Here is a 20,299-nt window from a genome sequence, read left to right as displayed (position 1 = left end):
TACTGTGACTATTGTGATTCATATTCTTACCACATTAGTCACAATAGAGCACAATAGAGGTTTGGTAAGGGGGCTGGAGGCTTTCCAGGAATAACTGATGAATTCTCAAAGAGATACAAAAACTAATGTGTACTAATGTGCCTATTGTGGTGAGAAACTAAACCAGGGGGTCAGTATCACCGGAATGGGGGGCAGGTTGGCCGGAATAAACAGTACAGATGTACCTGCTGGTCTTAGCTTATTGCGTAACGATTTTAATGCGCTATTTTTCTTTTTGTCTGCGTAATGTACTGTTGAACGCTCCAAAAATCCTACTTTGTTTCTAATTCATAAATTTTATACCAATAAAAAAAGGCTTCCGGATTGGACTTTTTCAAACGGTTTAGTTTTACATTCATTGGTTCGGCTATAAGCCAGTCTTTCATTTTTGATGGGTCACTATATTTTTCAATAGTTTTATAATCATGTTTTATTAAGGTTGCCAAATAAGCGGCTTTTGAAGCATGTGTAATCGCCTTTTCAATGTGATAGCTTTCGGAGAAAATAAATCTAGAAACACGCTGAATCCCTTGCTGTAATTGGTCAAAATCGCCTTTTCCATTAGCACCCCTGCTAACAATGCATAAAGAGGTTTGATAAATATCTTCCAAAACGTCTCTCTCAGTAAGGCTATTCATTTCTCTATAATCAAGTTCCGTTTTAGCAAACTTTTTAAATGTGGTTTTAATTATTTCTATGTAGGTCGCATGATCAAACAGATTGCCAATATCATATAACTGTTTAATGATTTCCATACTCATGCTATCCTTGCCTTTAAAATAAGGAATCCCGGCAGTGTTTGGGGCAAACGCTGTTAACTTATCACCTATTATATCTTCTAAACATGCAGATTTAACGGTGAAAGGAGATTCCTTTTCAGGTAAAAATGAAGATTGTATTTTGAGTTCAACCAAGTTCTCATATTGCACTTCTTCAAAAAGAATATCAAGCAATACAAATTCTTCGTTTTTGCTCGCTTTATGTAAAGGATGGTAATAAAATTTGTAGTGAGCTTTATCAATTTTCGAATATGTATTTCGCTGCTGCAATTCTTTTCTAAGAAAGCCTTGTTCTGAAACAGCACCATCAAGTAATTCATCGATTTTTTCAGGTTTTACAGGCATTATAATATCAATGTCAATGGATAACCTTTTTGAAGAATTCAAATGCAACATTAATGCTGTACCCCCCTTAAAAACAAAAAAGAGTTTTTGTTTCACTAACCCTTCCAGTAGTAAAAGGGAACGAATAACTTTTTCAACCAATATTTTATCGGCATTTCGGTATTCTTTTGAAACCTTAGTTATCCAGTCTAACGTAATTTTATCTTTATCTATCACATTCTATATATTGGAAGTATTTTAACTTTGCTGCCGTATATTAGAAATTGAACCTAAGTATTCACGAAGGCTATCCTTTTTCCTTCGTCTATCGGCATATCGCATCATACGACTCTCATTTACAGTATATTTTTTAAATGCTTCCTGAAAAATAGTTCTCATCTCAGAACCTTGTTGAGCAGCAAATATTATATCATCACAAAAAATATCAACCAACATTTTTTCAATTGTGGGCGAGTTGATTCTGTTTATTGTTTGTAATGGAGCTTCTGAAACCAAAGACTTTACGATTAAGGTTTCTTTTTCATCAGGTAAGTATTTTTCAATTAAATCCTTAGTAGGTTCAAGAAACACAGAAAATTTATGCTCTTTTAAATAAAAAAATACCGATTGTACTGCTTCTTTATCCACCTCAATAAGTATGTAGAATCTTCCCGGCTGATGAACCATAAATTCATTTAAGGAAGAGGTATTCCAAATGCATATCCTCAAATATGGAAATTCCTTTTTTAGCTTTGAATGGACTGATTTTATTTTAGAAGTTATTTCCGGTATATAAATCCTGATTTTACCAATTGCAAATCTTCCTCTTCCAATCCTGTTCAAAACGCCAGATCGCACCAAATTATAAACTCTCCAATTTATTGTAGTAGCATTTACTTCCGGTTCCCTTTGTGAATAAAACTTTACAATATCAGATGTATCAAAGCTTTCTTTGCCTTTGAAATAATCTTTAAGCTGTTCAATATTTAATTTATCTGTTGCGATAGTTTAAAAAGTTAGAGTACAAATATAAAAAAATATATATTGGCAGCAAAATAAAAATGCTGCCGAAATATAGAATGATGCTAATACAGGATTGTACTCTTTGACAAAGCTTTGTTTTCAGCCCTGACTGGTGGGGCTTTTGCAATGTGTGCATTGTAGGTGGGGTTTCCTTTTTTTTGCGGGTGGGGAAAAAACAAAATAAATTTCCATCAAATTTGCACAGTCCTATCAAAAAGCTAAAACCTTTCTTTCGTTATTATATATCATTATCGTATCTGTCTGGTCGTCTGTCTTTTTACACTTGTTGCCAACTAAAGCATAAAACCCCCTTCCTCCTACTCCCATACCCCCCACGTATAGCTTCCCAAAACCCACCTACACCCACACCCCCACCACAAACCCATCCCCCCCAAATATACTCCATTTTCCCATTTGTCAATACCCGTCCTCCAAAAATTATAAACACAAAACAAGTGGGTAAAGGAAACGGGAAACGGAAAACAAGATTCAGGTTGCAGGTTTCAGGGGGCAAGAAGCAAGGGGCAAGAGGCAAGAGTTAGAGGCAGGGGGCAGGCAGCAGGGGGCAGGTTGCAGGTTGCAAGGAGCAAGAGGGAGGAGCTAGGGGAAAGGGGCAGGGGGCAAGTTTCAGGTTACAAGCAGCAAGCGGCAAGTTACAAGTTCCAAGTTCCAACTCATCCCTCAATACCCTCACTCAAACTACCTGCCGCCTGCAACCTGCAACCTGAAACCTTCAGCCTGAATCCTTCAACCTGCCCCTTGATATATCAGATTATTTTCTATATCTTTATACGAAATTTATCAAGTGATGAAGAAACAAACGTTTAGCGCATTATTCCTCCTTTTGGCTTCATTTTGCCTCTCAAACGTTCCTCCCTCCACAGAAGCTGTGATCACCGAAATATATTTTGCAAACAACGGGGAATGGACCATTGAAATATTATTCAATTCCATTAACTCACATAGCATGTTTACTTTATATACTCTCCAGGATTCTGCCAACTTTTCCAGGAAACCGAACGAACCTGGTATTATGCTATTAACTCAAAATGACCTTGATAAATACTTGTGGTTAAACCGTAGTGGTGGAGAATTATATATATTCGATTACTATCTCGGTGATATAATGGCGAAGCATTTTAGATATGGAAATGTTCCGGGATCTATGGTTAATCCGCCTTTCCTCGGACAAACGATCCATAATCCGAATCGAAATTATAATTATGAAAACTTCGAAATACTTGGATCACAACCTGGTCTCGGTGAATTACAGGAACCTCAACGGGGTCTCCTTCATGGGTTTGTTTTTGATTCTACCGGAAATCCTGTCAAATTCTTTCACGTGAAGCATTCCAATTGTTTCGGTATAAACGAAACCTGGACCGATTCAACAGGATATTTTTTCAATCCAACGTTAATGCCCAGAAATTACGAAGTTACTCTTGATAATGAAGAAGGAACCATATGGGTTGATACGATGATCACTTTGGAACTTGATTCTTCTATTTATACTAACTTTCGTATACCTGCAAAATCAGAAGTTGTTTTAAGTGGTCATTGCAAACTATATCAGGGAAATAACCATGCCAGAATTAAGGTCATTCTGACACCGGAATGCAATGATTTTTCTCCTATTTATGCATTTACGGATTCTTCAGGATATTTTGAAACCACAGTACCTATTGGAAGATATTACCTAAGGTGTTCAATGTTTGGGTTTTATCCTTATTTCACACCCGGCCTCATTAATTGTTTCCAGGATAATTACTTAATTGACCATATGCTATATCCTGGAACCGTTAATGAGATTTCAATGGGTGAACAATCAGGCATCTGGGAGAATGATTACCATTATTGGTTGTTCGGAGACATTCAGGTCCCTGAAGGTGAAACACTGCAAATCCTGCCGGGTGTAGAAATATTCTTTAAAAGATATGGCAATTTCGATGTTTTTGGAACCCTGGATGCAAAAGGGACAAAAGATGATCCCATTGTATTTTCGTATACACCATGGGAAGGCTTGAGATTTACAGGAAATTCTTCGTCCAACAGCATCCTGGAATATTTTGAAATCTCCGATAATGATTCAGGTATAATCATTCAAGACGCATCACCAATTTTATCCCATGGCATTATCCATGATGTACCACCGGTTCGTAGAATAATGGTCGATATAAGAGGAAATGCTTCTCCTGTTTTTAAATACATTGATTTTCAAAATGAAGGTTTGTATTACTATCCTGCACTATACTTTTGTCGTGATTCATCAAGTCCTGTTATTTCTTATGGTATTTTTTGCCATCCGGATTTGAAAATCTCGCCTGGTATTGTCAATACCGATCATTCAACACCTCGTTTATCAAATAATATTTTCAATAACAATTTCGCTGCCGTAGCAAATTTGGATCATGCAAGCCCTGATCTTATTAATAATATATTCATTAACAATGAATTTATATTTTACCCCTATCATACTTTCCAGGATACAGCCTTTCGTCCATATCACAATTTATTTTATAATATTGTTATTTATTTTAAGGACCCTATCCCGGGTTTCGGAAACCTTTGCCAGACAAATATCAACGGTGACTCATGTGATGTTTATTTCAACCTGTTTATGGATCCAATGTTTGCTGATACTACCTATCTGGCATATAACCTCCTGGAAAACTCCCCCTGCATTGATGCCGGTGACCCAACCTTTCCCTATGATCCCGACAATACCATTTCTGATATCGGAGCTTGTTTTTATGACCAGATTGGTGTCAGAATCAGCCAAAGGCCACCCATAAACCCTGGCTTTTCAATGTTTATCATCCCCAATCCCACCAACGGCAACGCGAACATCATCCTGCATAAAGAGGAGCACCTTTCCTGGAATAATGCAAGGATTAGACTTTTCGACCTCAGCGGCAGAGCGGTTGCTCAGGAAGAAATCGGGTATTTATTGCCCCGGGATAACGAATACAGGATGGGATTGCAGGATTTAACCAACTCGTCCGCTTTGAAAGGCACGTACTTGCTAAGCCTGGAGATCAATAACACGGTAATGGTTTCGAAGAAGCTGATCGTCGAATGATATTTTAACCAGGATAATCGCATGCTGATACATTCACACCTTAACAATTTGCCCTTACCTATGCCGAAATATTTGATTTCTGTTATCTTCCTGGTTTTCTGTTCTATAAACCTAATTTCCGCCCAAAGCCTCGACTTCTTCCGTGAAGATCTTGTCTTTAAGCTTAACCGCGAAAGCCTCTCTGTGGAAGGAGAATACTACTTCCGCAACCTTACCCCGGCAAAAGTGGAGCGATCCCTCTTCTACCCTTTCCCCCAGGATGATGACCATGGGAATGTAGTTTGGTTTGCCGCCTGGCCGACGGATGAACCCGATTCCTCCGTGGTTCTTCGGAAACGCAAAGAGGGTGGGAACTTCCATGCTGTTTTCCCGCCATACAGCCAGCGGGCATACTTCATCGGATATACTCAGGAACTGAAAAGCGGACATGCCCGCTATATCCTCACAACCACCCTGCAATGGAAAAAACCATTCGAACTGGCCAATTACAAACTCTGGGTTCCCTTAGGAATACAGATCGACTCATTATCATACCCTCCGGATAAAATAGATACCGTTAAAGAGTACGTCATCTATAACTGGTCAAAAACGAATTTTATGCCTGATAGGGACTTCGAGGCATGGTTTCGGTAGATCGCAGATCTCAGATATCAGATCGCAGATCTCAGATCTCAGATCTCAGATCTCAGATCCCTTAAAACGAATTCCTTTCTTCAGTCACTGCAGCCCTGAGCGAAGTCGAAGGGGATACTGCCGCTTCCCGCTCAAGATACTCGACCACGATCTGATTGACCGTTTCTTTCACCGTGACGATTTTTTCTGCTTTCCAGGCGTTGGATCCTGCAAAGGAGAAGCCATGCTCAAATTCTCCGCTTGCTGCATTGAATAAGGCTTCTGCTATGCAAAACTGTACTTTTTTATAATCACAGGTCTTCAGGCATTTCCACGGACAATTCACCGGTTTTTGGGTGCCTTGTTGTATCTCTTTTACAAAATCGTTGGTGATCACCCTGCCGGGTAGTCCTACCGGACTGTTGATGATGGTTATATCGTCGGGGGTGCAGTTGATATAGTTTTGTTTGAAAGCTTCCGCGGCATCACATTCAACGGTGGTCACGAAGCGGGTCCCCATTTTCACGGCTTTGGCGCCTGCCTGCATAATATCATACATATCGTTTCCGTCATAGATACCACCGCCGGCGATCACCGGGATCTCCCGACCGTATTCCTGTTCAAAATGACGTATCTCCGCCACGGTTTCTTTCACGATCGATTTCAGGATGCTATCCGGGTGCATAAGGTCTTCGTTCCTGAAGCCCACATGCCCACCGCATAGCGGACCTTCAACAACCACTGCATCGGGTACCTGTCCATACTTGTCTGACCAATGCCTGAATATTATCTTCGCTGCCCTTGCACTGGAGACCTTGGGTATCAGCTTTGTCCGGGAGCCCTCAGAACTTTCAGGCCGTTTCAGGAACAAGCCGGCACCGATAATGGCCATATCAACCTGCTCTTCCAGGGCAATGTTCAGTAGATCATCGAAATCGGATACAGCCAGCATGATATTCACCCCAATCACCCCGTCGGATAACAAACGGGCCTTGCGGATCTCCTTCCGCAAAGCGGTCTTGTTGGCCTCCCTGAAATTCTTACGGAATCCGGGCTCTGTCATCCCTATCCCCACAGCGGATATAATCCCAACCCCGCCTTCGCGCGCAACTGCCGCTGCCAGTCCCGATAACGATACGCCTACCCCCATGCCTCCCTGTATGATGGGTATGGGTATTAATAAATCACCTATTTTTAACGAATTCATAATGATGTTCTAATTTAATTTCTACGAAATTATAAGGGATTCACGGCTTCCTGGAGAATTAGGGAGTAAAAGAAATAAAAAGGGCCTGAACCGGATTTTAGGGGTGAAATTCCGTCATACAGGGGCGAAATAATTACCTTAAATCACCTTTCTGAAGTCATCGATGTATTTCTGTGACACTATAGCGGGAAAATCTATTCCCTCGAAAAACAACTTATATCCAAGCGGGTTCCCCTGTATCTCCTTGATATGATTAATATTCACCATAAAAGACCGGTGACATTGTACAATGAAATCGAATTCACCCAGCAAGGTTTCAATATTCTTCAATGAGTTCCGGATCATCTGTTTCCTCACAGCTCCATCACTTTCATAATATACCTCTATATAGTTATCGGCAGCCCTGATCAGTATGATTGCTCCCGACTGTATCCTGAAATGGTCTTTTTTGTATTCCGATTCGAAATACACCATCTTTTGTTGCTGTTGTTTACTTTCAATCAGCTTACGGCTCATCAGCCGGGCACTTTTTAAATGGGTACGCAATAACCTGTTGTAGTTGATGGTGATAAGAGCTGCTACGGGTATTACAGCAAGGAGGATGATTTTGATCACATCCATGAGCCGGATGTTAATGATCCCGAATAACCTTGTATAAAACAAAAAATAACATCCTGAAATAGCTAGGATTACCCAGATATTCCAGAATATCTCCCTCTTGATGTTCCATTTGCTGCTTTCGAAAAACTTTGGCCAAAGACTGGGAAGCACTATAAGGTTTATTGTCAGGGTTAAAAATGTTGAAACCGCATATCCTGTAACCAGGAACAATATTTTTTTTCTGGAAAACGAACTGATATCAACAGGTTGAAAGACAAGTAGAAATACAAGAATACCCAGACTGATGAACAGGATGATCCTGGCGTTGTATTTCACATCATCATTAAATGGATAGGGTTTATTGAAAAAACTTAACATGTGCCGGTCTTTTTAATATTTCTGTTCCGGCGGTATTTTTTGCAGATGGCCAAAAAAGATTCTGCCGATGTCGGAAATTCAAGCAAAATTATGCATTTTTTATGAAAAACGTAATATCAGGGAGAATTTTCGAAAAAGGTAATCACACAGGATGATATCATCCTTGTTTTCAAAAACATCCTTGAATATCCTAAACCGTTTAACCATACCCAAATTTAGCATTTTCCCGGTAACAAACCCCACCTTCCATCCTGAAAAATTATCCTTAACTTTGCCTGACCCCAAAATTCATCTCCAACTAACGTCAGAACAAACAATATAACAGTATAACCCATGCCCTCTAACCACATTTACTCCGAAACCGCCCGTCTGGAAGCCGTGATCCTTCATACTCCCGGACCGGAAGTTGAGAACATGACCCCTCAGAATGCTGAAAGAGCGCTATACAGCGATATTCTCAATCTTAATGTCGCCATGCGTGAATACGAGCAGTTCCGGGAGGTCTTGAAGAAGTTCAGTACGGTTTACGAGGTTCGTGACCTATTATCTGACATCCTTGAGATCACGGAAGTGCGCGAGGAGCTTATTGCCACCATCTGTCGCAACGAAATGGCCGGCACTCTTTCTTCCTGTTTATCGGGACTGAGCAAGCAGGAGCTTTCGCGCCAACTCATTGAAGGGGTGGTGATGAAAAAAGACAACCTAACCAAGTTCCTGAGTAAGGAAAGGTATTCACTCAGGCCTTTGCACAATTTCTTCTTCACCCGTGACTCGGCCATCACCATCTTTGATAAGGTGCTCATTGGTCGTATGGCAAGTGTGGTAAGGGAAAGGGAAGCACTCATCATGGAAGCCATCTTTTCCCATCATCCCCTTTTTACCGCTCAAACCCTGAATCCTGTCAGGCATCCTGTATTTACGGAAAACACAACAATTGAAGGAGGCGACATTTTAGTTGCCCGTGAGGATGTGATCCTCACCGGCATCGGAGCCCGAACCACATCCCAGGGAGTTGACTTCCTGATTGAACGGCTGAAGAAACAAAACACCACAAGGCATATCCTTGTCCAGGAACTCCCCCTGCAACCCGAATCGTTCATTCATCTTGATATGGTATTCACCTTTATCGACGATCATCACTGCATGGTATACGACCCGGTGATCCTGAAACCGAATAAGTTACAGACAGTGCATATAGAAGTCGACAACGGAAGGGTAACCCGGATACGCGAGGAAGAAAACCTGCTAAAAGCGCTCAACAATCTGGGATTCGATATCAAACCTCTATTCTGCGGAGGCAGTTCCGATCCCTGGGTGCAGGAGCGTGAACAATGGCATAGCGGGGCCAATTTCCTGGCTCTGGCACCCGGTGTGGTTATCGGTTACGGCCGAAACACCCATACTATGGAAGAGCTAAGCAACAACGGATTCAATATCATCAAGGCAGAAGAGATCATCAACGGAAAAGTCAGTCCTGACGGCCTCCGGAAAACCGTAATCACCATCGAAGGCTCAGAGCTTGCACGTGGTGGCGGCGGAGCGAGGTGTATGTCGATGCCGGTGAAGCGGCTATCGCAACCGCAGTGATCATCACCGCAATTGCTTGCAGCGTCATCGCCGGCAGGTCCTGACAGCGTTTAAAAAAAATCCATAAAATCCCTGCATGATATCCGCCAAATCCCTATCTTTGTGCCACCCAACGCGGATGTAGCTCAGTTGGTAGAGCATCAGCTTCCCAAGCTGAGGGTCGCGGGTTCGAATCCCGTTATCCGCTCAAAAATATATGGCTATATGGTTATATATCAATATAAAAGTAGCGTTTACCCCTTAATTTCATAACAATACGCGTTTTCTAATCTCCCTTGTTCCATACTTTGAATGTATTGTCCGCAATTGCTGCCAATGCGGTTTTCTTCCCATTCGCCTATGCTGAGGATGACTTCATAACCTGCTTCCCTTAATTCCTGAACAATGGAAATGTCCAGCCGATCTTTGGTCACAAGGGAGGATACATTGTTCTCTATTGCTTTGAATGTAGGATTAACCGGTGTGATCTTGATGAGAAACAGATTAGGATCAAAATGTTTAAGCATGGTTTCTGCGTTGATCAGAGATCCTTCGGCAAGAGCAAAATTCAGAGTGATTTTCTTTCCTTCCGGAGAATAAAATCTATCCGCATAATCCACGATTTCCCGAAAACCCATTTTCTTTACCGGTATCATCAAATCACGCTGGGCCTCATCCAGGGTATGAATGGAAAATTGTAACTGAAAATCCCTGTCATACAAACGTTTTTTTATGCTAAGGAGTTTGGTAAAAAAGCCTTCAGTTCCGGCAGCACCAATTGTTGAGAGGGATGGAATAAAGCTGCGGTAAAGGTATCGTGTGGGTATTTCTTCCAGGAACTCCAGGACATGTGGGTTAAACGAGGGTTCTCCCATACGGGCAAACTGTATCTTGAATTTTCCTGTGTCGATCAGTCCGTCCTGCCATCTTTCTTTAACAAGTGTGTCAACCTGGAAACGCAATCCATCCAGTCCTATCCTACCCTTGTATTGCCCTCCTGCATCACAGAATGTACAACCAACCGGACACCCATACAAAGTAGAAAGAATAAGCACCCATTTATCCTGTATGGTAAGTGGAGGCTGTGTAGATTCCACGAATTCGAACTTCCGCCCTGCCTCGTCCTCCGCAACATAAACACGCGCTATGCTGCTTTCAGGCGTCTTTGCAATTATGTTCATGATGGCTTTAATAATAACTGTTGTAAAACTATGTTAATTGGGGCTGGGGAGCTGGGTTGCTGGGAATCTGGGAGCTGGGTTGCTGGGGGGCTGGGACCTGGCTATCCGATTCCCCAGCAACCATTCCCCCAGTTCCCAGTCCCCAGTCCCCAGTCCCCAGTACCCAGTACCCAGTCCCCTTTTCCCCTACATTCCCCCAATCTCCATCCCCGCCTTCACCCCGTCACCCACGGCAATGGCAGTTTGACGGCAGCGGCCGTTTGCTGCATCTCCGATGATATAGATCCGCTTTTCTTTAATAAACTGATCTAATGCATCTTTTACTCCATCGCTGAAAAGCTCCAGCTCAGGTTCCCTTCCAGTTGCAAAAATAAGATAATCGTATAATAAAACTTGCTCCCGACCTGAATTCATGAATGTAAGTGTCAGGTTGTTTACACTTTCCCTTATTGACTGTAATTCAAAGTTCTCGTGATATGTGATTTCATGGTTCCTGAAGAATTCTTCCTTCAAAACGTGCAGGGCACGTATACGATTGGAACGGTTAAACACGGTTATATAATGTTTTCCTGCAAGCTGCAGTGCATAATCAAAGGCTGCATCACCGGCACCAACAAAAGCAACTTGCTTTCCTGATTTATTGCGAAGCCGGGAAACATCATATAAAACCCTTGCCGAATCCGGCTTATGAAGGTTCTGTGTAATTGGCCTGGTTCCGCTTGCCACAACCAGTATCCTGCTGGTAACCAATTCCGGTTCAAACGAGGTGGCGTTATTCAAAGCCATGGCAATAATCCCATTGCTCTCCCTGACTCCTGAAACTTCTGCTTTTTCTACCTTAATATTATAGGTATCCAAATGACGAAGAAAATCACCGATAAGCTTTGATGAAGTCACCGCCTGGTAATACCCCGGGTAGTTGGCAATTTTACCGGCCTGGTGAAGCAATCCCCCGGGTTTATTCTTATCGACCAATAAAAATTCAACGCCCAGACGCTTAAGCTGTATGGCGCAGGCTATACCGGCAGGCCCGGCCCCGACAATAACAACATCAATATGTCTCATTTATAATAACTTGTATAACTTCATCGGCATTCAAAGGACTTATAAACCCGTAAACAAGGTTAATAAAGGTCGACAGGTGAAATTCAAAATTATAGGCCGCAGTGGTATCAACAGGAAATAGCGGCTCAAATCCCCTTACAAATGCCGATCTGACCGTTGTCTCACAACAGAGGTTGGTCATCACGCCGCAAACGATCAATTGATCCCGTCCTTCCTTTTTAAGCTTTTCTTCCAGGATGGTTCCAAAAAAAGCATCAAACTGTGATTTTTCCAGGATGGTGGTTCCGGGAAGCAGCAACTCGGGAATCACGGCAGACTGCGGATTCTCCCGCGTGACGACCTCTTTCCACCGTATACCCATCATGCCGGCGTCTGCTTCAGTATTCACGTGCCGTGTTAAAATGACCGGAATGCCGCTTTCCATGCATTGTTTCTGGAGCTTCATTATCCCGGGAATAATTGCCGGGGCAGAAGGAATAAACCCATGAGCATGCGGATCGCAAAAAAAATGCTGCATGTCAACAACCAGTAAGGCCATTCTGTCCTTATCAAGTACAGGCCTGTACGACTTGCAAAATGGCCTGATCCTCTCCAAAATCTCCCCTGAAACTTCCTTAATGTTTTCTTTCTGAAAATAAGCTGTTTTCATGACGCAAAGATAAAGGATAAGGTAATATGCTTGAACTGGACTTATTGAGGGGGCTGGAGGCTGGAGGCTGGGGACTGGGGGCTGGGGGCTGGGGAACTGGGAGCTGGGGGAATGGTTGCTGGGGAGCCGGATAACCAGGTCCCAGCAATCCAGTCCCCAGTCCCCAGTCCCCAGTATCCAGTCCCCAGCCCCCAGCCCCCAATAACTTAACATTTTTTTATCATTTCCCTTGCAATTATAAAATATCTTTTTACCTTTGCACCCGCTTTGGATGGAAGCATCTTAAGCTCAAGACTGTAAAAACTTTACGGAAACCTGATAACAAGAGACACCTAAAGGTTTCATCCCGGGTGCCGGGAGTGGTCTCAAAGCCACCCTATCATCAAGTTTCCCAAAGTATTTCAGGATCAATAAAAGCAAACTTCATTCCTTGCAGAAGGAATTAAGGACAAACAAAAATAGTATATGCCGACGATACAACAGTTAGTAAAAAAAGGACGTCAGAAATTAACCGACAAGAGCAAATCACCTGCCCTCGACAGTTGTCCGCAGAGGCGTGGTGTTTGCGTAAGGGTTTACACCACAACCCCCAAGAAGCCTAACTCCGCCATGCGTAAGGTGGCCAGGGTCAGGCTAACCAACGGGAAAGAGGTAAATGCCTACATTCCCGGTGAAGGCCATAACTTGCAGGAACACTCCATAGTATTGATCCGTGGAGGCAGGGTGAAAGACCTTCCGGGTGTACGTTATCACATCATCCGCGGAGCACTCGATACTTCCGGAGTGGATGGCAGAAACCAGAGAAGATCGAAATACGGCACCAAAAAGCCTAAGAAATAAGAGATTAATATAAAATTCTTCAGATAATATGAGGAAATCGAAACCAAAGAAACGGATTATTCTTCCCGACCCCAGATTTAACGACGTGCTTGTCACTAAGTTCGTAAACAATATCATGATCGAAGGGAAAAAGAATATTGCTTATAAGATCTTTTACGAGGCCATTGATATTGTTAGCGAAAAGACCAAAGAAGATGGTCTCGAAGTCTGGAAAAAGGCTCTGTCGAACGTTACACCCAGCGTTGAAGTCCGTAGTCGCAGGATAGGTGGTGCAACATTCCAGATCCCTTCTGAGATCAGACCTGGCAGAAAAATGTCGATCGGCATGAAAAACCTGATCAATTTCTCACGCAAACGCCACGAGAAAACCATGGGTCAGAAGCTTGCCGGTGAGATCGTTGCTGCATACAAGGAAGAAGGTTCAGCTTTCAAGAAAAAAGAAGATACTCACAGGATGGCAGAAGCCAATAAGGCTTTCTCCCATTTCAGGTTCTAACAATCAGCCAACGTCATCATCAGGATGCAGGAAAAATTACAACATACGCGGAATATCGGGATCATGGCCCACATCGACGCCGGCAAGACGACGACGACGGAGCGTATTTTGTATTATACCGGCATCAATTACAAGATAGGTGAAGTGCATGATGGTACCGCCACAATGGACTGGATGGTTCAGGAACAGGAAAGGGGTATCACCATTACATCGGCTGCCACAACGGTTTACTGGGATGTAGACCTTGAAAAATACCGTATCAATATCATCGATACACCCGGTCATGTTGACTTCACGGTTGAAGTAGAGCGTTCCCTCAGGGTACTTGACGGTGCCGTTGCGCTCTTCTGCGCTGTGGGCGGTGTCGAACCTCAATCGGAAACGGTCTGGCGTCAGGCCGACCGCTACCATATCCCCCGCATCAGCTTCGTGAATAAAATGGACCGTTCGGGGGCCGACTTCTATAATGTGGTCAACCAAATCAGGGAAAGACTGCATGCCAATCCCGTACCCATACAGCTCCCCATTGGCGAAGAAGATAATTTCGAAGGTGTTGTTGACCTGATAGAGAACAAAGCCTGGGCCTGGGACGGTGAATCCCTTGGTGCCAGATTCTACGAGATGGACATCCCCGAGTCAATGAAAGATATGGTCGAGGAATACAGGATCCGTCTCATAGAGGGCGCTGCCGAAGAAAATGAAACTCTATTTGAGAAATTTCTCGACAACCCCGCCCTCATTACACCCGAAGAAATCCGCTCCGCAGTGAGAAAAGCCACCCTGGAAATGCGAATTACACCGGTTATCTGCGGGGCTTCATTCAAAAACAAAGGGGTGCAAAAACTCATCGATTCCATTTGCCGTTACCTCCCCTCTCCTCTCGATGTGCCCCCCATCAAAGGTATCAACCCTTATACCGAAAAAGAAGAAATACGCGAATCATCCCCCGATCAACCTTTCAGCGCACTGGCTTTTAAAATCGCATCCGACCCATTTGTCGGCCGTATTGCCTATTTCCGCGTTTATTCAGGATCACTGGATGCCGGAAACGTTGTGCTGAATGTTAATACAGGAAAGAAAGAACGTATCGCCAGAATACTGCAAATGCACGCCAACAAGCGCAAGCCGCTTGAACGGATTGAAGCAGGAGAAATTGCCGCCGCCGTCGGATTCAAAGAAATCCGTACAGGAGACTCATTGACCGACCTTAAAAATCCAATACTCCTGGAAAACATTAATTTCCCGGAACCGGTTCTGCGGTTAGCCGTTGAAGCCAAATGGCAGGACGACCTCGAAAAACTAAGTACTGCCTTGTCGAGAATGACCGAAGAGGATCCTACCTTCGATGTCAGGATTGATGAAGAGACAGGTCAAACAGTGGTAAGCGGTATGGGAGAACTCCACCTGGAGATTATCCTCGACCGTCTGAAGAGGGAACATAACCTGGAAGTAAACAAGGGTACACCACAGGTAGCCTATAAAGAGGCCATCGCAATTCCTGTTGTACACCACGAACTATACAAAAAACAAACCGGAGGCAAAGGCCGTTATGCCAACATTACCGTGGAAATCGGCCCCGGCGAATATGGCAAACCCGGTCTGGATTTTACCGATGCAACCAAGGGAGGAGTTATTCCTAAAGAATATATCAAGGCCGTAGAGAAAGGTTTCAGGAATTCCATGCAAAACGGAATCCTGGCCGGCTTCGCCTTATATAATCTTAAGGTCAAACTTACCGATGGACAGGCTCACCCCGTTGATTCCGACGCACTCTCCTTCGAAGCAGCCGCCGGCATTGCTTTCCGCAATGCTTGCAGAAATGCCAGACCTACCCTGCTCGAACCGGTCATGAAACTTGTGGTTACTACTCCCGATCCCTATATCGGAGACGTCAGCAGTGACCTTAACAAACGCAGGGGACAGGTTGAAAACGTTGTGGCTCGACCAAACGGAGTGCAGGAAATTCATGCCAAAGTACCTCTGGCCGAAATGTTCGGATATGTAACCACATTGAGGACCATAACTTCCGGCAGAGCAGTTTCCAATATGGAATTCAGCCATTACGCCGAAACACCCAGAGATATTGTAGAAGATGTTTTGTATAAAATTAAAGGATACGTTGTTAACTTCTGATCACAACCTTAAAACTTAAATATAACGTGAGTCAAAGGATTAGAATAAAATTAAAATCATACGATTACAACCTCGTGGATAAATCCGCAGAGAAAATCGTAAAGACGGTAAAGTCGACAGGTGCCGTTGTCAGTGGCCCCATTCCGTTGCCCACCGACAAACAGATTTTTACGGTAAACCGGTCAACCTTCGTCAATAAAAAATCGAGAGAGCAATTCCAGCTGTCAACCTATAAGAGGTTGCTCGACATTTACAGCACGACAAGCAAAACCATCGACGCACTGATGAAGCTGGAATTACCCAGTGGCGTTGAGGTTGAGATAAAAGTCTGATAATTGGCAAAAACCAGGAAATAATGTCAGGAATAATTGGAAAAAAAATAGGGATGACCAGCGTCTATGACCAGGAAGGGAAGAACATTCCCGTAACGGTCATTGAAGCCGGACCATGCGTGGTCACACAGGTAAAGACCAAAGATAAGGATGGTTACGATGCCATTCAGCTTGCTTTCGGCGAAAAGAAAGAAAAGCATACGACCAAAGCATTGATGGGACATTTTAAGAAAGCCGAAGTAGGCCCGAAAAGGATAGTTCGCGAGTTCACCCGTTTCGAAACAGGGCACCAGAAGAAATTTGGTGACATCATCACTGTGGATGTTTTCACGGAAGGTGAGTATATCGATGTGGTCGGTTACACTAAAGGAAAAGGATTCCAGGGTGTCGTAAGACGGCATCATTTTGCCGGGGTCGGTGATGCAACTCATGGCCAGCACAATCGTTTGAGAGCTCCGGGTTCAGTAGGTGCATCCTCCTACCCGTCCAGAACTTTTAAAGGTCTGCGCATGGCAGGAAGAATGGGGAATACCCGAGTTAAAATGATCAATCTGCAGATCGTGAAGATCATCCCCGAAAAGAATCTTTTATTAATTAAAGGTGCCGTTCCAGGACCAAAAGGATCATATGTAATTGTTGAAAGATGGAGTTAGAAGTATATAAAATATCAGGGGAAAAGACCGACAGGAAAGTCGAGTTGAATGACAGCATCTTTGGCATCACCCCTAACGACCATGCGATTTACCTTGATGCCAAACAGTACATGGCCAATCAGCGCCAGGGAACACACAGCAGCAAGGAAAAATCCACTGTGTCTGGTAGTACCCGTAAGCTGAAACGCCAAAAAGGTACTGGTACAGCAAGGTTCGGAAGCATCAAAAGCCCGCTGTTCCGCGGTGGTGCCCGAATCTTTGGCCCGCAACCAAGAGACTACAGCTTCAAATTGAATAAAAAGCTGAAAAGGCTTGCAAGATGCTCCGCACTGAGTTATAAAGCCAAAGACAACAACATCGTGGTATTGGAAGACTTCAGTTTTGAAGCCCCGAAAACCAAGGATTATATCTCCATGCTTTCAAAGTTTAATGTCATCGACAAGAAAACTCTTCTGGTTCTCCATGAGGTTGACAATAACGTGATCTTGTCGTCGAGAAACCTGAAAAAAGCTAAGGTTGTACAGGCCAATTCCCTGAATACCTATGATATTCTGAATGCCAACAACCTTCTTATCTCAGAAAGCAGCATCAAGGAAATAGAAAAAATACTGGCTCAATAAATAGCATAAAACCCGACGAAATGGATAAAATAATTATAAAGCCGGTGATCACGGAGAAAATGACAGACCTGGGCGATAAGCTCAACCGTTATGGCTTTATCGTCCATAGAGGCGCCAACAAAATTGAAATAAAGCTCGCGATTGAGAAGCTTTATGGCGTAGAAGTTCTGGATGTGAACACCATGAATTATCCCGGGAAGATCAAGAGCCGCTACACAAAAGCAGGCTTTATAACCGGGAAAACGAGAGCCTACAAAAAGGCCGTCGTTACTTTAGCACAAGGTGAAACAATTGATTTTTACAGCAATATTTAGATAAATGGCTTTAAAAAAGTATAAACCGACAACACCCAGTCAGCGCTTCAAGATCATCAGCGCATATGATGATATTACGACATCGACTCCGGAAAAGAGCCTTCTCGCTCCGCAAAAATCGACCGGAGGTCGTAATGCAGAAGGAAAAATGACTGTTCGTTACCGTGGAGGAGGTCACAAACAAAGGTACAGGGTAATCGACTTCAAGCGTGACAAGGAAGGCATTTCCGCCACTGTGAAATCGATAGAATATGATCCGAATCGCACTTCGCGTATTGCACTGCTGCATTATGCCGATGGTGAGAAAAGGTACATCATTGCTCCCCATGGCCTTAAGGTGGGCCAGGAAGTCAATTCCGGCAAAGGCGTTGCCCCTGAAATCGGTAATTCCATGTATTTGAGTGAAGTACCATTCGGAACGATCATTCACAATATTGAACTGAGGCCTGGACAGGGTGGCAAGATGGCACGCAGTGCCGGATCCTATGCACAATTTCTTTCAAGGGAAGGAAAGTTTGCCATCATCAAGTTACCTTCCGGTGAAACCCGGATGATCCTGCAAACATGCAAGGCTACCGTGGGTATGGTTTCAAACCAGGATCACAGCCTTGAGCAATCAGGTAAAGCAGGCAGAAGCAGGTGGCTGGGAAGACGACCAAGAACCAGAGGTGTTGCCATGAATCCCGTCGACCATCCCATGGGCGGTGGTGAAGGAAGAGCCTCCGGAGGTCATCCCCGTTCCAGGAAAGGATTGCCCGCAAAGGGTTATAAAACCCGCTCCAAACATAAGGATTCAAATAAATATATTATTGAACGAAAGAAAAAATAATCGTAACGTATGAGCCGATCATTAAAAAAAGGACCCTACATCCATTATAAACTGGAGAAGAAAGTACTGGACCAGATTCAAAGCGGTAAAAAAACCGTTATCAAAACCTGGTCAAGAGCAAGCATGATATCTCCGGATTTTGTCGGTCAAACCATTGCGGTCCATAATGGCAATAAGTTCATCCCGGTGTACGTAACCGAGAACATGGTAGGTCATAAACTAGGAGAATTCGCTCCTACCAGGCAGTTCAGAGGCCACGCCGGTCAAAAGGGTAAAAAATAATAATGGCTAACGATAAAAACACTCGATAATGGGAGCAAGAAAACGCTTACGCGCCGAGGAAAAGAAAGAAGCAAACAAAACCCGGTATTTTGCCCGGTTGAATGATTGCCCTACTTCGCCCAGGAAAATGAAGCTGGTGGCTGACATGATAAAGGGACAGGATGTTCAGCTGGCGCTGGGGATGCTACAGCATTCACCCAAAGAGGCCGCCGGCCGTCTTTATAAACTCCTCCTTTCCGCCATATCAAACTGGCAGATGAAAAATGAAGGAAAGCGCATTGAAGACCAAATGCTTTACATCAGGGAGATATCCGTTGACGGAGGAAGGTCGCTGAAACGTCTTCAGACTGCTCCGCAGGGACGTGCGTTCCGGATCAGAAAACGCTCCAACCATGTTACCCTCATCCTGGGAAACAGGCTGGATTATGCCAGTGCGGTGGAAAATACCGAAACAGAAAAGCTTAATAAATAAAATAAACATCAGACTTTAATGGGACAAAAGACAAATCCAATAGGACTCAGGCTGGGAATCATCCGCGGTTGGGATTCAAACTGGTACGGTGGCAGGGATTTCAGTACTAAACTGGTGGAAGATAACCAGATTCGCAAGTACCTCCATGCTCGTCTTGCCAAAGCAGGTATATCCAAGATCCTGATTGAAAGAACCCTGAAGCTTATCACGGTTACAATATTTACAGCCCGTCCGGGAATCATTATCGGAAAAGGTGGCCAGGAAGTAGATAAACTCAAGGAAGAGTTGAAGAAGTTGACCACCAAAGAGGTACAAATCAATATTTCTGAGATCAAACGCCCGGAAATGGATGCTGTCATCGTTGCCAACACCATAGCCAAGCAAATCGAGGGACGTATTTCCTTCCGCAGAGCCATCAAAACTGCCATTGCTTCAACCATCAGGATAGGTGCAGAAGGCGTTAAGGTAATGATTTCAGGAAGGCTTGGTGGTGCCGAAATGGCCAGAAACGAGCAATACAAGGAAGGCCGGATCCCGCTGCATACCCTCAGAGCTGATATTGATTATGCCCGTGCTGAAGCACACACCACGTATGGAAGAATCGGTATCAAGGTTTGGATTTGCAAAGGTGAGATTTACGGCAAACCCGAACTCGTACCTTCCCAGCAGGAAGCACCGAAGAAACAGGCACCTAGAAAAACAAGGGGTGGCAGAAGAAGATAAATGATTGAATAAACTACTTAACATTAAGATAAATGTTACAGCCAAAAAAGACAAAATACAGGAAACAGCAGAAAGGGAAGATGAAAGGGAATTCCCAGCGGGG

General features: G+C 43.7%; 21 protein-coding genes and 1 tRNA gene. 15 read left to right on the top strand and 7 right to left on the bottom strand.

Features of this window, described 5'->3' with window-relative positions; genetic code table 11:
* Positions 1-311: 311 nt before the first annotated feature.
* A complete protein-coding gene (locus KKA81_13285; protein ID MBU2651896.1) occupies positions 312-1,379 on the bottom strand; it encodes a nucleotidyl transferase AbiEii/AbiGii toxin family protein in 1,068 nt (355 codons plus the stop codon).
* A gap of 21 nt (positions 1,380-1,400) precedes the next feature.
* A complete protein-coding gene (locus KKA81_13280) occupies positions 1,401-1,985 on the bottom strand; it encodes a hypothetical protein (GenBank protein ID MBU2651895.1) in 585 nt (194 codons plus the stop codon).
* Positions 1,986-2,973: 988 nt separating this feature from the next.
* Between KKA81_13280 and KKA81_13275 the strand changes: the two genes are divergently transcribed.
* Positions 2,974-5,244, top strand: coding sequence for a T9SS type A sorting domain-containing protein (locus tag KKA81_13275; GenBank protein MBU2651894.1), 2,271 nt, complete (start codon positions 2,974-2,976; stop codon positions 5,242-5,244).
* 60 nt (positions 5,245-5,304) lie between these two features.
* A complete protein-coding gene (locus KKA81_13270; GenBank protein MBU2651893.1) occupies positions 5,305-5,877 on the top strand; it encodes a DUF4424 family protein in 573 nt (190 codons plus the stop codon).
* 61 nt (positions 5,878-5,938) lie between these two features.
* On the opposite strand, the gene KKA81_13265 is transcribed toward KKA81_13270, so the two are convergent.
* Both KKA81_13265 and KKA81_13260 read right to left on the bottom strand, forming a co-directional pair.
* Positions 5,939-7,069 carry a nitronate monooxygenase family protein gene (locus KKA81_13265; protein ID MBU2651892.1) on the bottom strand — a complete coding sequence of 377 codons (1,131 nt, stop codon included), beginning with the start codon at positions 7,067-7,069 and terminating at the stop codon, positions 5,939-5,941.
* Positions 7,070-7,201: 132 nt separating this feature from the next.
* A complete protein-coding gene (locus KKA81_13260) occupies positions 7,202-8,041 on the bottom strand; it encodes a LytTR family transcriptional regulator (GenBank protein MBU2651891.1) in 840 nt (279 codons plus the stop codon).
* A gap of 333 nt (positions 8,042-8,374) precedes the next feature.
* Between KKA81_13260 and KKA81_13255 the strand changes: the two genes are divergently transcribed.
* Both KKA81_13255 and KKA81_13250 read left to right on the top strand, forming a co-directional pair.
* The gene (locus tag KKA81_13255; protein MBU2651890.1) at positions 8,375-9,628 is read left to right on the top strand and encodes an arginine deiminase; all 1,254 of its coding nucleotides are present in this window, start codon (positions 8,375-8,377) and stop codon (positions 9,626-9,628) included.
* 114 nt (positions 9,629-9,742) lie between these two features.
* Positions 9,743-9,815, top strand: a tRNA-Gly gene (locus KKA81_13250).
* Between the two features lie 46 nt (positions 9,816-9,861).
* Here the strand turns inward: KKA81_13250 and KKA81_13245 are convergent.
* From KKA81_13245 to KKA81_13235, 3 genes are all read right to left on the bottom strand, one after another.
* On the bottom strand, positions 9,862-10,788 hold the full coding sequence (locus KKA81_13245; protein ID MBU2651889.1) for a radical SAM protein: 927 nt from the start codon (positions 10,786-10,788) through the stop codon (positions 9,862-9,864).
* 186 nt (positions 10,789-10,974) lie between these two features.
* A complete protein-coding gene (locus KKA81_13240) occupies positions 10,975-11,853 on the bottom strand; it encodes an NAD(P)/FAD-dependent oxidoreductase (GenBank protein MBU2651888.1) in 879 nt (292 codons plus the stop codon).
* Positions 11,840-12,502 (bottom strand): isochorismatase family protein, encoded by a 663-nt coding sequence (locus KKA81_13235; GenBank protein ID MBU2651887.1) that lies wholly within the window; start codon positions 12,500-12,502, stop codon positions 11,840-11,842. The genes KKA81_13240 and KKA81_13235 overlap by 14 nt, the downstream gene beginning before the upstream one ends.
* A gap of 465 nt (positions 12,503-12,967) precedes the next feature.
* Here KKA81_13235 and rpsL point away from each other — a divergent pair, with 465 nt between their 5' ends.
* From rpsL to rpsC, 11 genes are read left to right on the top strand one after another with little or no spacing between them, the layout of a single operon-like run.
* Positions 12,968-13,342, top strand: a complete 375-nt coding sequence (gene rpsL, locus KKA81_13230) for a 30S ribosomal protein S12 (GenBank protein MBU2651886.1) — start codon at positions 12,968-12,970, stop codon at positions 13,340-13,342.
* A 28-nt stretch (positions 13,343-13,370) separates the two neighbouring features.
* Positions 13,371-13,838, top strand: a complete 468-nt coding sequence (rpsG, locus tag KKA81_13225) for a 30S ribosomal protein S7 (protein ID MBU2651885.1) — start codon at positions 13,371-13,373, stop codon at positions 13,836-13,838.
* Positions 13,839-13,862: 24 nt separating this feature from the next.
* Positions 13,863-15,971: an elongation factor G gene (gene fusA, locus KKA81_13220; protein MBU2651884.1), complete on the top strand. Its 2,109-nt coding sequence runs from the start codon at positions 13,863-13,865 to the stop codon at positions 15,969-15,971.
* Positions 15,972-15,997: 26 nt separating this feature from the next.
* Complete coding sequence (gene rpsJ / locus KKA81_13215; protein MBU2651883.1) at positions 15,998-16,303, top strand: 30S ribosomal protein S10; 306 nt, start codon at positions 15,998-16,000, stop codon at positions 16,301-16,303.
* A gap of 23 nt (positions 16,304-16,326) precedes the next feature.
* The gene (rplC, locus tag KKA81_13210) at positions 16,327-16,956 is read left to right on the top strand and encodes a 50S ribosomal protein L3 (protein MBU2651882.1); all 630 of its coding nucleotides are present in this window, start codon (positions 16,327-16,329) and stop codon (positions 16,954-16,956) included.
* On the top strand, positions 16,947-17,576 hold the full coding sequence (gene rplD, locus KKA81_13205) for a 50S ribosomal protein L4 (protein MBU2651881.1): 630 nt from the start codon (positions 16,947-16,949) through the stop codon (positions 17,574-17,576). The genes rplC and rplD overlap by 10 nt, the downstream gene beginning before the upstream one ends.
* Positions 17,577-17,596: 20 nt before the next feature.
* Positions 17,597-17,890 carry a 50S ribosomal protein L23 gene (gene rplW, locus KKA81_13200; protein ID MBU2651880.1) on the top strand — a complete coding sequence of 98 codons (294 nt, stop codon included), beginning with the start codon at positions 17,597-17,599 and terminating at the stop codon, positions 17,888-17,890.
* Between the two features lie 4 nt (positions 17,891-17,894).
* Entirely contained in the window at positions 17,895-18,719 is an 825-nt protein-coding gene (rplB, locus tag KKA81_13195; GenBank protein ID MBU2651879.1) for a 50S ribosomal protein L2, read from the top strand.
* A 9-nt stretch (positions 18,720-18,728) separates the two neighbouring features.
* The gene (gene rpsS / locus KKA81_13190) at positions 18,729-19,001 is read left to right on the top strand and encodes a 30S ribosomal protein S19 (GenBank protein MBU2651878.1); all 273 of its coding nucleotides are present in this window, start codon (positions 18,729-18,731) and stop codon (positions 18,999-19,001) included.
* Positions 19,002-19,029: 28 nt separating this feature from the next.
* Positions 19,030-19,473 carry a 50S ribosomal protein L22 gene (rplV, locus tag KKA81_13185; protein MBU2651877.1) on the top strand — a complete coding sequence of 148 codons (444 nt, stop codon included), beginning with the start codon at positions 19,030-19,032 and terminating at the stop codon, positions 19,471-19,473.
* A gap of 18 nt (positions 19,474-19,491) precedes the next feature.
* Positions 19,492-20,196, top strand: a complete 705-nt coding sequence (rpsC, locus tag KKA81_13180) for a 30S ribosomal protein S3 (protein ID MBU2651876.1) — start codon at positions 19,492-19,494, stop codon at positions 20,194-20,196.
* Positions 20,197-20,299: the final 103 nt, after the last annotated feature.

Source organism: Bacteroidota bacterium (assembly GCA_018831055.1).
GTDB lineage: Bacteria > Bacteroidota > Bacteroidia > Bacteroidales > B18-G4 > M55B132.
The sequence above is the reverse complement of the archived record's forward strand: the minus strand, read 5'-3'. Positions and strand labels throughout refer to the sequence as shown.